The organism is Bacillus sp. X1(2014) (assembly GCF_007678255.1).
Genome location: NZ_VEED01000038.1, coordinates 1 through 14,453 on the forward strand (window position 1 = coordinate 1; position 14,453 = coordinate 14,453).

A 14,453-nucleotide genomic window follows, 5' to 3' on the forward strand; every position below is an offset into this window, starting at 1 on the left:
ACGTTGGCTTAGTTTCTTAAAAAGAAACTAAAATTTATTGTTTGTTTGCACGATTTTGTTTGTTTAGTTTTCAAAGAACAATTTCTCTATCGCCCAAAGGCGACTTTATTATCATAGCAAGTTATTGACCAGAAGTCAACAACTTTTTTCTTTTGTTTCGCATCGCCTCAGTGACGACTTTTCATATATTACAGCATATAAAAGCATTGGTCAATACTTTTTTAAAAAATTGATTTTTATTTTTTCCAAAAAGAAAAACCGCCTTTTTTCAGCGGTTTACGATTTAGATTACCCAATGTTGTATAGCCACTAAAGCACACAGGCCCGGGATTCCTAAAAAGCCTGAAATGGCAGAGGTGGCAAAATTAATCGGCACATGAATGCCATAGCGGTTTCCTGCTGCATTTAAGAAAAATAAAAATAGCGCTCCAATGACTAACTTGATTGCGGCTTGACCTACAAATCGAGCAGGCTTAAAAGGAGCTCCCGTAAATAATAGGATAATTACTAAGCCGCCTAGGATAGATATTACGATAATAGGTTCCAAAAAAGCTATCCCCCTTCTTAAGTCACTTTGTTTACAACTTATGTACAAGCTGCCAAGAATAGACCTAAAAAAGGAAATAGCATATTTATGAATTCATTAAATTAACGTTCCGCTGCTTTGCTTCTCTTAAGAGAAAGATATACTTTGCCTCAGCTATTTTCGTCTGACAAATCACTTCGTCTGAAGGATCGAAACTTTTCCCTAACAGCAACTTTTCTTGCTGCCAATGTTCTTTATATCGATTCAACTGTACTAAAAGCTTTTCATTATACTCTTTACGAAGCCGCCCTTTACGCTGAAAAAACATCATTGATTCCTCCGCGTCTTCTTAAAATTCTCTTCGGCCCTCAATCGCTTTGGATAAAGTAACCTCATCTGCATATTCAAGATCCCCGCCGACTGGAAGTCCATGAGCAATTCTCGTTGTTTTAATTCCCGATGGTTTTAACAAACGGGAAATATACATAGCTGTGGCTTCCCCCTCAATATTAGGGTTTGTCGCTAAGATTACTTCTATTATATTTTCATCTTGAAGACGCTTTAAGAGGCTTGGAATATTGATGTCCTCTGGTCCAATCCCATCCATAGGGGAAATGGCCCCATGAAGGACATGATACAATCCATTGAATTCCTTCATTTTTTCCATCGCAATCACATCTTTAGGATCTTGGACAACACAGATGATACTCTTATCGCGGCGCACATCTTCACAAATGTAACAAGGGTCTTGATCTGTTATATGACCGCAGACAGAACAATACGTTAAATTTCGTTTGGCATTGACAAGTGCTTTAGCAAAATCAAGCACAGTATCTTCTTTCATACTTAAGACGAAAAAAGCCAGACGACCGGCTGTTTTAGGACCGATACCTGGCAGCTTCATAAAGCTGTCAATCAGCTTTGAAATTGGTTCTGGATAATGCATCTTTGGCTATTCCTCTCCTAAAAAGGAAGGTTCATTCCTTTTGTAAATTGCCCCATCGTACTGTTTGTTAACTCTTCTACCTTTTTAAGAGCATCATTTGTAGCAGCTAAAACAAGGTCTTGAAGCATTTCAATATCGTCTGGATCAACAGCTTCTGGTTTAATAATTACATCGACTACTTCCTTATGTCCTGTAACAATAACTGTAACCATACCACCGCCAGCAGTTCCTTCAATCTTTTTTTCACCTAATTCTTCTTGTGCCTCTGCCATTTTCTTTTGCATCTTTTGCATTTGTTTCATCATATTTTGCATATTTCCCATTCCGCCACCACGCATCATTATTCAACTACCTCCAATTAATTAGTTATTAGTTATTAATCAATAATTTCCACAAATTCTTCGCCAAATATTTTTTTCGCCTCGGCAATATGTGGTTCTTCTTCCTTAGGTACATCACTGGTTTCTCCTTCAGCACCTTCATGGCTATTCAAAAAGCTTTCGCGAATTGGCAGCCACTGGTCTTCCGGGACACCTAAGATTGTAAATCTTTTGCCTGTTAATTTATATAAAGCGGCGATCACTGCATCCAGAAAATCTGTTCGACTCATCGCCATCTGGCAAATCATTTCATGCTTAAATTTTATGATAAAAGCAGTTGCTGATGCGGCGATAGGCTCGGCATCGTTTAATAGGGCAGCTTGTGATTTTAACAGACTTGCCCGCAATTCTGCCCAATTAGATTTAATCAGATTCAAATCGCCTTTTGTTGCCTGCTTTAACACTTCATTTATTTTTCCGACCGCCGGCTGAAATGCCTTTTTCGCAGTTCTTTGGGCTGGCTTTTGTGATTGCTGTACTGCCTCTTGGGGAGATGCTGTTACACCATTCGCCTTTAAATGTTCGAGTTCCATCTCCAATTGACCAATTCTAGTTAACAACTGGTCAATTTGAGCAGGCTGCGCCTGTGCCGTCTGCCTAACTTCCATTTGACACAACTTAACAATCGCTACCTCAAGAAAAATTCTTGGATGATTAGTCCAACGCATTTCTTGTTGTGTTTTATTCAAGAGATCAATCAATTGATAAATCTGATCTGTTGATATCGTTTCAGCAATGTTTCGAAAATCATCATCCAGCATTACTCTTTCCAGTGATTCCTCAAGGTTTGGTGCTGTTTTATATAGCAGCATGTCACGATAATACAGGATTATATCCTCAATAAATCGCATGGGATCTTTTCCATGATATAAAAGTTCATCCAACGCAGCTAAGCCGTTTGCGACATCCTTTTCCCGGAATGCCAAAGCAAGCTTATTTAAAAATCCCTGCGAAACTGATCCTGTAACCGTTAATGCATCTTCAATTGCAACATGGTCCTGGCTATACGATATCGCCTGATCCAATAGACTAAGTGCATCGCGCATCCCGCCATCTGCTGCCCGAGCAATCAATTGAAGGGCACGTTCATCACAATCAATTCCAGATTCCTCAACAATTAACTTCATCCGATTGACGATTGCGCCAGCAGTAATGCGTCTAAAATCAAAACGTTGACATCTTGAAATAATCGTTAAGGGGATTTTATGAGGTTCTGTTGTAGCTAATATAAAGATGACATGCTTCGGCGGTTCTTCTAAAGTTTTCAGCAAGGCATTAAAAGCGCTAATGGATAGCATATGCACTTCATCAATAATATAGACTTTGTAGTTTACAGCTGTTGGTGCAAATCTTACCTTATCCAGGACATCTCGCATTTCTTCCACACGTGAGTTCGAAGCCGCATCAAATTCTAATACATCTGAAATTGTTCCATCCGTTATTCCGCGGCAGGCTGCACATTCGTTACAAGGTTCTGAAACAGGTGACCGCTCACAGTTAATCGCCTTTGCTAATATTTTAGCTGCACTTGTTTTCCCTGTTCCTCTTGGGCCGGAAAAAAGATACGCATGTGATATTTTTTGCTGAAGCAGGGCGTTTTGTAATGTCTTGGTTACATGTTCTTGTCCTACTACATCGATAAATGTTTGAGGCCGCCAAACACGATATAAAGCTTGATACGCCAATTGACACACGCCCCCTTCAAAATTTTCATTCCTTTTTATTATACCTTAATCATTTTGCTTTTTACAAAATGAATCTATGTAATGGACAAAAAAACTCATCCCAAGTCTGAGATGAGTTAATTTATGTAATATAACTGCCGTGCACCTTCCGTCGACTAACGCCCATAAGCGTTACTTAAGCAGTTAGCTCGGCCCAGGCCACCCTGCGGCACATGGGAGCGTCCACTTAATGCTGCTTCCTTCCGGACCTGACATGGTTCATGGATTCCCATTGCGCAGGACCAGGGCGTCAACACCACTTACTTAAGGCAGACCCTACAGGTCGTTAGCCTCGGGAAGGGATTCAGTCCCGCTAGAGCGGATTGCGGGTACAGGGCACCGCTACCTCCCCACCTAGCACGGCAAAGTTGATACCAAAGTTATGTGCGTCACTATGACGCTTTCTTAGTATACAAATATTTTCGTAAAAAAGCAATCCTTATTCTTTGTCATTTTTTGTAAGCCTATCTGCCTGCAGTCTTTTCGCTGCCTTTTTTCGCTCTCTTATTTTTCGAAAAAAGTCGGAGAGCAGCTGCCCGCACTCTTCTTCTAAAACACCGCCAGTTACTTCGCTTTGATGATTAAAGCGGTCATCTTCCAAAAGATTCATCAGTGTCCCTGCACAGCCGCCCTTTGGGTCAGCTGCACCGTAAACCACCCTTTTCACTCTAGATAAAATAATGGCTCCTGCACACATTGGACACGGCTCCAAGGTGACATATAAGGTAGATTCCTCAAGACGCCATGTACCTGTTTCTTTGCATGCTTGATCAATTGCTATTAGCTCTGCGTGTGCAACAGCATTTTGTTCGGTCTCCCGTAAATTGTGGGCCCGAGCGATTATTTCCCCGTCCATGACGAGCACTGCACCAATCGGTACCTCATCCATCGCTTCAGCCTTTTTTCCTTCCTTTATCGCTTCCTTCATATAATATTCATCAATTGTCTGCTCATCTATCATGATAATTCCCCTTTACTTTTCCCATGCTCCCATTATTGCCAAAATGGAAATTCCTATTGCTTCAGATGAAATTTATAAGCATTATATCATTTATCCGTTTCTCCCCTCATAAAATAATTGCAACGCATATTTGCTTAGGAGGGATTAGGATGCAAATCCATGTGATAAGGGGTAATGAAACCTTAACTACAATTGCAAGGGCCTATCAAACTACCGTCCAGGACATTGTAGAGGCTAACGATTTACCGAATCCAAATAATCTTGTGATTGGACAGTCGCTTGTCATTCCGATTATTGGACACTTTTATTTCGTGCAGTCAGGCGATACTTTATTCACCATCTCAAGAAAGTTCGGCGTCCCTTACCAAGAGCTTGCCTCTATCAACCGAATCAACCCTAATCAGCCGCTTAATATAGGTTTTCGTCTCTACATTCCCCAAGGCAGAAAAAGAGATGCTGAATTTAACGCATACGTTGAACCGCGCGGCACTACCGTAGCCCCAGTCTTAGAATCCAGCGCCCGTGAGGCAGCACCCTATCTAACCTATTTGGCTCCCTTTAGCTTTCAAGCCCGCCGTGATGGGACACTAAAAGAACCGCTGCTGAACAACTTTCCTGCCATAGCCAGGGCCAACCGCAATGTGTTAATGATGGTTATAACCAATCAAGAGAATGATCAGTTCAGTGACGAACTCGGACGAATTTTATTAAATGATATGGCCATTCAAGATAAATTTCTAAATAACATTGTTTCTACTGCAAATAAATATGGATTCCGTGATATTCATTTTGACTTTGAGTTTTTACGTCCGGCCGACCGCGAGGCCTATAATCGCTTTTTACGTAAGGCAAAACATCTATTCGGAAGTAAAGGCTGGCTCATGTCAACCGCCCTAGCGCCAAAGACCAGTGCTTCTCAGAAAGGGAAATGGTATGAAGCGCATGACTATAAGGCGCACGGGGAAATCGTTGACTTTGTTGTGATTATGACCTATGAATGGGGATATAGCGGAGGCCCCGCTATGGCTGTGTCTCCCATTGATCAAGTGAGAAGAGTGTTGGAATACGCTGTTACAGATATCCCAGCGAGAAAGATTATGATGGGGCAAAACCTGTACGGCTATGATTGGACACTTCCCTTCGTGCAAGGGTCGGTTGCCAAGGCTGTGAGTCCACAGCAGGCCATACAGCTTGCCGCAAGTCACAATGTCCCAATTCAATATGACATCAAGGCACAGGCACCACATTTTAGATATTCAGAAGCGGGTAAACAGCATGAGGTTTGGTTTGAGGATGCCCGTTCTATCCAAGCGAAGTTTGACTTAATAAAAGAGTTAAATATTAGGGGCATGAGTTATTGGAAACTCGGTCTTGCCTTCCCGCAAAACTGGCTGTTAATCGTCGATAATTTCAATGTCACCAAGCGCGCGACCTAAATATTTATTCGACAAAAACTGCCGTGATTCGGCAGTTTTTTCATATATTTGACATAAAACATATTTCTTCTAAATATTCCTTATCCCTTCCTGCGTGAGATTATGATAAAATAAATCTTGCGTGTTTTTTGTGACTAAATATCCAGATATTCTGGTGAAACATAGAGTGAAGGCAGCTTTTGAAGGAGGACTTGCAATGGGGGATACACCCTTTATTACCGTGGAAGGGCCGATTGGTGTTGGAAAAACATCTCTCGCAAAAGCCATTTCAGCGCAATTTGAATTTGCATTACTTAAAGAGATTGTGGATGAAAACCCTTTTTTAGGAAAATTCTATGAAAATATTGAGGAATGGAGTTTTCAAACCGAAATGTTTTTCCTCTGCAATCGTTTTAAGCAATTAGGGGATATCAATACCCATTTCTTAACTCAAAATCAATCAGTTGTAGCTGATTATCATATTTTCAAAAATTTAATTTTTGCAAAGCGCTCATTAAATGAGGACGAATATCAAAAATATTATAAAATTTATCAAATTCTAACTGAGGATATGCCGAAGCCTAATGTCATTATTTATTTGAATGCCAGCCTCGATACACTTCTAAAACGAATCAAAATAAGAGGGCGTGAAGTGGAAAAGAATATCAGCCCCTTATATTTAGAACAGTTATCGCTAGATTATGAAAATACAATGACGATCTTTGAAAAAGAACATCCAGAAATACCAGTTATTCGCTTTAGCGGAGACGAATTGGATTTTGTCAAAAATGAACAGGATTTAAAGCATATTTTTGAACAATTATCATTAGCATTAAAAAAAAGCAGCTGGACTAAAACATTATAGATCAGGGGGATGTTAGTGAGTATCGTTATTGGTGGTATGATTGGTCTTGGAAAAACAAGTGTGGCAGACACATTGAATGCACACTTTCAAAATAAAGGTATTGAAAGTAAGGTGTTTTATGAAACGGTGGATGATAACCCGATTCTTCCGCTCTATTATGAACTGACACCTGAAGAATTAGATGCCAAAAGGATTCCTTTCCTGCTTCAATTATTCTTTTTGAATAAACGTTTTAAAACTGTTAAAGAATGCGTTAGTTGGAGAGAGCCTATTTATACAATTCAAGACCGTTCCATTTATGAAGATTGGTATTTTGCCTATGTTAATAAATCGTTAGGCCGAATTTCTGATTTGGAATTTAAAATATATGAAGAATTAGTAGAAAACATGCTGGAAGAACTGAATGAACTTCCAAAAAAAGCACCAGATTTAATGGTGTACTTAAAAGGATCATTTGATACAGTGATTGACCGAATCATGGCCCGCGGCCGAAGCTTTGAAATTAACCCTGAATTGAAGGAATATTACTTCGAAGTGTGGAAGGGTTATGATGAGTGGGTGATGAACCAGTACTCAGCCAGCGAGGTATTAGTGATTGATATGGATACAACAGATGTTGTAAAATGTGCGGAAGACGCCACTAGAGTTTGCCTTGAAGTGGAAGATAAGTTGAAAGAAATCCTAAATATAAGAACAGCACATATTGGATAATCCAATATGTGCTTTATTTATTTATAAGGTTGATGCGATGAATTTTGCTGGACTGGACCCTTTTCATTTACCGTCGAGTCCTTTTTTTCTTTTACTCGGGAAATGGAGAGCCTCTTCATTTACCGCTGAACCCCTTTTTTCTTTCACTCGGAAAATGGGGACACGCTTCATTTACCGCTGAGCCTCTTTTTTCCTTCACTCGGGAAATGGGGACACGCTTCATTTACCGCTGAGCCTCTTTTTTTCTTCACCCGGGAAATGGGGATCCTCTTCATTTACCGCCGAGTCCCTTTTTTCCTTCGCTCGGGAAATGGGGACCCTCTTCATTTACCACTGAACCCCTTTTTTCCTTCACTCGGGAAATGGAGACCCTCTTCATTTACCGCTAAGCTTCTTTTTTCCTTCAACAATCTTCTGATCACTGGCAATGTTTTTCCTTTAGAACTTCTCATAGGCAAATATCCAAATTATTGCTCTTAGGACAAGTTCCTGTTCAACAGTGCATCTAAAAATGGGCATAAAAAAAATCCGTTACATATAATGTAACGAACCTTTATCTCCAGTTTTATGCGCGATTATTAAATATTATGGAGGAGGAAGAGGGATTCGAACCCCCGCGCGGTATGACCCGCCTGTCGGTTTTCAAGACCGATCCCTTCAGCCAAACTTGGGTATTCCTCCGTATCAACAGAATCTAATTTAACATATTCATTTTACTATGTCAACATACTAAATAAAAAAACTGGACAAATTTTTATCTGCCCAGTTTTTTATATGTTACACATGCCTATTGATTTCCGCTCCAAGCGCGAACGATTCGCGGGCGGTCCTCGTCGCTGCGCTCCAGCGCGGTCTCCCATGTCCCGTTCTCCCGCAGGAGTCTTCGCGCCTTCCGCTCCAATCAACAGGGTGCCAAATATAAAACAATATGTTTTAACATAGCTTAAAATTACATTGGTGCAATGACTTCACGGTTGCCTATATATGGACGTAGTACAGTAGGAATGACGACACTGCCATCGGCTTGTTGGTAATTTTCTAAGATGGCAGCCACCGTGCGGCCAATCGCAAGACCAGAACCATTTAGGGTGTGAACATGCTCTGGCTTTGCCTTTGGTTCGCGGCGGAAACGAATGTTTGCCCGTCTTGCCTGGAAAGCCTCAAAGTTACTGCAAGAAGAAATTTCACGATACGTTCCATAGCTTGGAATCCAAACTTCAATATCATACTTTTTCGCAGCGGTAAAGCCGAGGTCACCCGTACACATGCTTAATACACGGTATGGCAACTCCAATAATTGTAATACTTTCTCTGCATCATTTGTAAGCTTTTCAAGCTCCTCATAAGAATCTTCGGGCTTAACAAACTTTACAAGTTCCACCTTATTGAATTGATGCTGACGAATCAAACCACGTGTATCCCGGCCCGCAGAGCCAGCCTCAGAACGGAAACATGCACTGTAAGCAGCGAAGCGGATTGGCAGGGCTTCTGCAGTTAAGATTTCATCACGGTGAAGATTGGTGACAGGGACTTCTGCTGTCGGAATTAGAAAGTAATCTTCATTTTCAATTAAGAAGGCATCTTCTTCGAACTTAGGAAGTTGACCTGTTCCAGTCATGCTCGCACGGTTGACTAAATACGGCGGCAATATTTCTGTGTACCCATGCTCATCGACGTGAAGGTCTAACATGAAGCTTATTAACGCACGTTCTAAACGAGCACCTAACCCTTTATAAAATACAAAGCGGCTCCCTGTTACCTTCCCAGCCCGTTCAAAATCAAGAATCCCTAGCTGATCGGCAACATCCCAATGCGGCTTGGCCTCAAAGTCAAACTCACGCACCTTGCCCCATTGTCTTATTTCAATATTATCATCCTCAGTTTCGCCCACTGGAACACTTTCATGCGGGATATTTGGAATGCTCAGCATCAAAAGTTCTAATGACTCTTCTACTACACGTAATTCATCATCAAACGTTTTGATCTTGTCACCCACCTCACGCATTTCCTTGATCAAATGGTCGGCATCCTGCTTATCACGTTTTAAAGCTGCAACCTGCTGAGATACTTCATTGCGGCGGCTTTTTAACTTTTCTGTTTCGACAATTAGTTCTCGTCTTCTTTGGTCCAGTTCTTCAAATTGATCAAGTGCAGATAAATCTTCCCCACGCTTTTGAAGTTTTTCTTTTACATCTGCAAAATCAGCTCGTAACACTTTAATATCTAGCATAAAAATGGCACTCCTTTATATTTTTTTTAGGATCAGACGGTGCTGTACGGGCTGCATTACCGCTTAAAAAACAAAAAACTCCCGCCCCTAATACAGGGACGAGAGTTACTCGCGATACCACCCTGGTTGACAGAATAAACTGTCCACCTCAAAAAAACGTTAACGGTTTCTACCGAAAGTACATACTGACCTCAGGATGAGATGTTCCGCACCTTGCTCGAGGAGGGATTCACAAGTTTCATTCACCGGTTCACACCAGCCACCGGCTCTCTTGTAGAATGAGTCTCTTGTTACTATTTCCTCTCATTGCTTTATCATAATTTATGATTTTGTATTTATTAATTTACTATATATATTATCCAAAAGCAACCAATTTAATCAAATTGTTTTTGCTTGCTGGTTGTTAAAATAAATTAAAACCATCCCTTAACAGTGGAGGCAATCCCATGAAAGACATCTCCAAAGAAATTACCAATACCTTTCATCATCAACACAAACCAGTTTGATTTTTCTACATCTTGTGCAGCAATCACATCAACCTTTACAGATTGTTGCCCCTCTGCAGTTAAGAAGCTTACCTTTTCGCCATTTTTTGGTTCAATGGTTAAATAACCAACTTTCTCACCCTTTTTAATTGGGGCTGTTAGCTTACCATCTTTCGTCAGTTTCTTCTTATCAAGGACTAAGACAGGTTTATAATTTTCTTTGCTGCCATTTGGAATCATCATGTTAATGGCTGATTTTGTATAGATCTTAACCTGGTCTTCTTTTCCCTTTGTAACAGGAACCGTTTTTTGACCTTTTACTTGGTAATGCTTAGAAATCATTTTTTCCTTTGAAAAATTTGTAAATGCGTAATCTAGCATTTTTTTTGTTTCACCAAAACGCGCTTTATAACCGTCGTTTTTCCCGCTAACATCCTTCGCATTTTGGACAACGGTAATAAATCGTTTTCCATCTCTGCTTGCTGTCCCCGTGAAGCAGTAACCCGCAAAATCAGTTGTACCGGTTTTAAGCCCGTCCATGCCCTCATAGCCATAAACTAATGTTGGCAGCATCCAGTTCCAGTTTTGCATTTCAATTCGATCTTCTGTACCTTCACGAAATACCTTTTTAGGAGTGCTGGCTGTTTTTAAAACATCTGGATAATCATTAATGAGATGAAATGCTAATGTCGCCACATCACGAGGAGACATCACATTTTCCTCCTCTGCTCCAGTTCCTTCCGGTTGGCTGCCATTATAATCTTTATTATTCAAACCAGTTGAGTTCACAAATTTACTATTTTTTAATCCAAGTTTTTTTGCCTTTTCATTCATCATCTTGACAAAGTTCGTTTCAGAACCAGCAATGACTTCAGCAAGGGCAATGGTTGTCCCATTTGCAGAATAAATAGCCATAGCTTCATATAATTCTCGAACATTATATTTTTCACCAAGGCGTAAAGGGACATTCGATAAACCCGTTGGCTGTGAGATTTTATAAACCAGGTCACTTACTGTATATTCCTGGTCCCATTTAACCTTACCGTGTTTCACGGCATCCAGTAAAAGATACTCAGTCATCATCTTTGTCATACTGGCAATTCCTAATGGACTGTCAGCATTTTTTGCATATAAAACCTTACCTGTTTGTCCATCAACCAAAATAGCTCCGTCTGCATTCACATTTAATGCTGCGTCTGCCTTCGCTATATCAACACCAGCAAATAGTCCAAAAAACAAAATAAGTGCCAGTGCACTGGCAATACATTTCTGATAAAAATGTTTGTTCACTTTAACGCCCTCCATGAATTTATACACCTTGGTTATTTTAACATAAGTCAATAGCAAATCATAGACGGAGCAATGAACCATCTTATGGCTATTTTTTAAAGTTTATAGGTATTTTTACATAAAAAACAGAGAAGTCATCGCTTCTCTGTTTTAAAGTTATAGGGAGTAGTTTGGAGCCTCTTTTGTAATTTGAACATCATGTGGATGACTCTCTCTTAACCCCGCACCTGTCATTTTAATAAATTGTGCTTTGGTTCTTAATTCCTCTAGATCTTTGGTTCCGCAATATCCCATACCGGATCTGAGTCCGCCGATAAGTTGATAAACAGTCTCTGCTAATGGCCCTTTATAAGGAATCCGTCCTTCAATTCCTTCTGGAACGAACTTCTTATTATCTTCTTGGAAATAACGGTCTTTTGATCCCTTTTCCATCGCAGCCACTGAACCCATCCCACGGTACACTTTAAAGCGGCGTCCTTGGAAAATTTCTGTCTCTCCTGGGCTCTCTGTTACCCCTGCCAATAAGCTGCCCAGCATAACGGCATGTCCGCCAGCTGCAAGAGCTTTTACGATATCTCCAGAGTATTTGATGCCGCCATCGGCAATAATCGTCTTGCCATGCTTCATCGCTTCTCCTGCGCAATCATAAACGGCAGTAATTTGTGGTACACCGACACCCGCTACAACTCGTGTTGTACAAATCGATCCAGGTCCAATTCCTACTTTGACAACATCGGCACCTGCTTCAATTAAGGCTTTGGTTCCTTCAGCTGTTGCCACATTCCCAGCAATAATAGTGAGATTTGGATGAGTAGTTCTAATTTCCTTTACCATATCAAGGACACCTTTGGAATGTCCATGGGCTGTATCAAGGACAATTACATCGACATTGGCTTTTACAAGTGCTTCTACTCGTTTCATCGTATCGCTCGTTACTCCAACTGCCGCTCCGGCCAATAAACGCCCTTGACTGTCTTTTGCAGAGTTTGGAAATTCAATCACCTTTTCGATATCCTTAATTGTGATTAATCCTTTTAACTCACCCTGCTCATTAACAAGCGGCAATTTTTCAATTTTATACCGCTGCAGAATTTTCTCTGCCTCTTTTAACGTCGTTCCGACTGGGGCCGTTACAAGATTCTCTTTGGTCATAACGTCGGAAATTTTAAATGAATAATCTTGGATAAAACGAAGATCCCTATTGGTGATAATCCCGATAAGCTTTTGTTCCTCCAAGTTATTAACAATCGGTACGCCGGAAATACGATATTTTCCCATTAAATGCTCTGCATCATACACTTGGTGCTCTGGTGTCAGGAAGAATGGATCAGTAATAACCCCGCTTTCTGATCTCTTTACCTTTTCCACTTGCTCTGCTTGCTGCTCAATCGTCATATTCTTATGAATAATCCCTAAGCCGCCTTGTCGAGCGATTGATATGGCCATTTCAGATTCTGTTACTGTGTCCATCCCAGCACTTATGATAGGAATATTCAGCTTTACACTTGGCGATAGTTCCACTTGCAGATCTACATCTCTAGGCAATACTTCTGATTTACCAGGTATTAATAAAACATCATCAAACGTTAAACCTTCTTTTACAAACTTACTTTCCCACATTTTTCAGGCCCCCAGGAAAAAAAATATTATTTGTAGGTTATCAATTGGATAAAATACTGTCAAGGAATAAATATTAGTCTGATTCTTCTGAAAAAGGTGATATAGTCTTGAGTATTCAATATAAAGATTGGAAAAGCTTCTCTTGTTTCTTTTCGGCAGAGTACTGCCAGCAATTTTTAAAAAATTGTTATCAAAAACGGAATATCGAGAATCCAGAGCAAAAAAGCTATGAAAACTGTTATGCGTTTTTATATTATCTGGAACATGGACAAATTTATTATCAACAAGCCAGCAGTTCTCCACTTATTATAAAACCAATTTTACTTTTTTATGGTCTTGTCCACTTAATTAAGGCATGTATATTAACAACAGATCCTGCTTACCCTGAAACAACGGCTGTTTTGGCTCACGGTGTCTCCACAAGAAAAAGAAAGAAGCAGAATTATCAATTCTTCCAAGATGAAGTGAAATTCCAAAAAAATGGACTTTTCCCCTTCATTTCTGAAAAATTGTTTCACATGAAACAAATGGAAGGGGAGAAAGTCATTATGGAGGAATTACTAAAGCTTATACCAGAACTAGATGAATTATTCTTTTTACTTGAGGGGAAAAGGACATTTATGAAGCTGGAGGCCACTGAGGAAAAGCTTGTTGTGCCGGAAAAAATATTAGATCAATTCCATATGACAGAAAGCCGGTTTAAGGAATTTTTAGCGTCTAAGTTTGAAAAAGGAGTGGAGTTTTCGAAGGAGGGGTTGTCTTTTCAGGTGAACCCGGCATCTTCTTTCGGAAGCTCACCATTGAAGTTTCATTTAGGAGAAAATTATTACGCGCTGCCCCTGAACAAAGACAACTTTTTTAATTTCCCTGAGCTGCTGATTCATTATTTATTGCTTTACAATTTAAGTATGATTGCACGTTATGAAACGGAGTGGTGGAGTGAGTTGACAAAGATGATGCCAAATAAGGATTATCCGTTTATTTGTTCGTTTTTGGATGTCACGTTGCAAAAGGGGCCTTATTTGGTTTATCAGTATTTGATGAGATAGCAAAATGAAAATTTTTTTGAGTAGTTTTGTTAGCTTTCTGTTTTTTTGTTTTACTGTCCGGTTTCGTGCATTTACTGTTTAGTTTAATCACTTTACTGTCCAATTCCAATGATTTACTGTCCACTTTTACCATTTTACTGTCGACAATTATTTAATCATATTTCCATAACAAATAAGGACAACCTTTTCAGGTTGTCCTTGATGTGCCTGGCAACGTCCTACTCTCACAGGGACGCGTGTCCCAACTACCA

15 protein-coding genes, 1 tRNA gene, 1 other RNA gene and 1 other annotated feature are annotated in these 14,453 nt (G+C 40.1%); of the genes, 4 read left to right on the forward strand and 13 right to left on the reverse strand.

What is annotated here, in order from left to right; genetic code table 11:
* Positions 1-283: 283 nt before the first annotated feature.
* From FS608_RS29220 to tadA, 7 genes are all read right to left on the reverse strand, one after another.
* Entirely contained in the window at positions 284-547 is a 264-nt protein-coding gene (locus tag FS608_RS29220) for a pro-sigmaK processing inhibitor BofA family protein (protein ID WP_144556050.1), read from the reverse strand.
* A gap of 85 nt (positions 548-632) precedes the next feature.
* The gene (locus tag FS608_RS29225; protein WP_144556051.1) at positions 633-854 is read right to left on the reverse strand and encodes a YaaL family protein; all 222 of its coding nucleotides are present in this window, start codon (positions 852-854) and stop codon (positions 633-635) included.
* A 21-nt stretch (positions 855-875) separates the two neighbouring features.
* On the reverse strand, positions 876-1,472 hold the full coding sequence (recR, locus tag FS608_RS29230) for a recombination mediator RecR (protein ID WP_026565815.1): 597 nt from the start codon (positions 1,470-1,472) through the stop codon (positions 876-878).
* A gap of 17 nt (positions 1,473-1,489) precedes the next feature.
* Positions 1,490-1,810 carry a YbaB/EbfC family nucleoid-associated protein gene (locus FS608_RS29235; protein ID WP_144556061.1) on the reverse strand — a complete coding sequence of 107 codons (321 nt, stop codon included), beginning with the start codon at positions 1,808-1,810 and terminating at the stop codon, positions 1,490-1,492.
* A 38-nt stretch (positions 1,811-1,848) separates the two neighbouring features.
* Complete coding sequence (gene dnaX / locus FS608_RS29240) at positions 1,849-3,537, reverse strand: DNA polymerase III subunit gamma/tau (protein WP_144556052.1); 1,689 nt, start codon at positions 3,535-3,537, stop codon at positions 1,849-1,851.
* Between the two features lie 137 nt (positions 3,538-3,674).
* Positions 3,675-3,939, reverse strand: an RNA gene (gene ffs / locus FS608_RS29245) — signal recognition particle sRNA large type.
* A gap of 76 nt (positions 3,940-4,015) precedes the next feature.
* A complete protein-coding gene (gene tadA, locus FS608_RS29250; protein ID WP_144556053.1) occupies positions 4,016-4,537 on the reverse strand; it encodes a tRNA adenosine(34) deaminase TadA in 522 nt (173 codons plus the stop codon).
* 149 nt (positions 4,538-4,686) lie between these two features.
* Between tadA and FS608_RS29255 the strand changes: the two genes are divergently transcribed.
* The 3 genes from FS608_RS29255 to FS608_RS29265 all read left to right on the forward strand — a co-directional run bounded on the left by FS608_RS29255 (position 4,687) and on the right by FS608_RS29265 (position 7,528).
* Positions 4,687-5,973, forward strand: a complete 1,287-nt coding sequence (locus tag FS608_RS29255; protein WP_144556054.1) for a LysM peptidoglycan-binding domain-containing protein — start codon at positions 4,687-4,689, stop codon at positions 5,971-5,973.
* A 196-nt stretch (positions 5,974-6,169) separates the two neighbouring features.
* Positions 6,170-6,817 (forward strand): deoxynucleoside kinase, encoded by a 648-nt coding sequence (locus FS608_RS29260; protein WP_144556055.1) that lies wholly within the window; start codon positions 6,170-6,172, stop codon positions 6,815-6,817.
* A 15-nt stretch (positions 6,818-6,832) separates the two neighbouring features.
* Entirely contained in the window at positions 6,833-7,528 is a 696-nt protein-coding gene (locus FS608_RS29265; protein ID WP_144556056.1) for a deoxynucleoside kinase, read from the forward strand.
* 323 nt (positions 7,529-7,851) lie between these two features.
* On the opposite strand, the gene FS608_RS31560 is transcribed toward FS608_RS29265, so the two are convergent.
* From FS608_RS31560 to guaB, 6 genes are all read right to left on the reverse strand, one after another.
* Positions 7,852-7,980 carry a hypothetical protein gene (locus tag FS608_RS31560; protein WP_260871863.1) on the reverse strand — a complete coding sequence of 43 codons (129 nt, stop codon included), beginning with the start codon at positions 7,978-7,980 and terminating at the stop codon, positions 7,852-7,854.
* A gap of 136 nt (positions 7,981-8,116) precedes the next feature.
* A tRNA-Ser gene (locus tag FS608_RS29270) sits at positions 8,117-8,209 on the reverse strand.
* A gap of 89 nt (positions 8,210-8,298) precedes the next feature.
* On the reverse strand, positions 8,299-8,433 hold the full coding sequence (locus tag FS608_RS31565) for a hypothetical protein (protein ID WP_260871864.1): 135 nt from the start codon (positions 8,431-8,433) through the stop codon (positions 8,299-8,301).
* A 44-nt stretch (positions 8,434-8,477) separates the two neighbouring features.
* Positions 8,478-9,758 carry a serine--tRNA ligase gene (gene serS / locus FS608_RS29275; protein ID WP_144556057.1) on the reverse strand — a complete coding sequence of 427 codons (1,281 nt, stop codon included), beginning with the start codon at positions 9,756-9,758 and terminating at the stop codon, positions 8,478-8,480.
* A gap of 91 nt (positions 9,759-9,849) precedes the next feature.
* Positions 9,850-10,074, reverse strand: a binding site (T-box leader).
* Positions 10,075-10,171: 97 nt separating this feature from the next.
* Positions 10,172-11,548, reverse strand: coding sequence for a D-alanyl-D-alanine carboxypeptidase family protein (locus FS608_RS29280; RefSeq protein WP_186328957.1), 1,377 nt, complete (start codon positions 11,546-11,548; stop codon positions 10,172-10,174).
* A gap of 141 nt (positions 11,549-11,689) precedes the next feature.
* On the reverse strand, positions 11,690-13,153 hold the full coding sequence (gene guaB, locus FS608_RS29285) for an IMP dehydrogenase (protein WP_144556059.1): 1,464 nt from the start codon (positions 13,151-13,153) through the stop codon (positions 11,690-11,692).
* Positions 13,154-13,260: 107 nt separating this feature from the next.
* Here guaB and FS608_RS29290 point away from each other — a divergent pair, with 107 nt between their 5' ends.
* A complete protein-coding gene (locus tag FS608_RS29290; protein ID WP_144556060.1) occupies positions 13,261-14,202 on the forward strand; it encodes a YaaC family protein in 942 nt (313 codons plus the stop codon).
* The last annotated feature ends 251 nt before the right edge of the window (positions 14,203-14,453 follow it).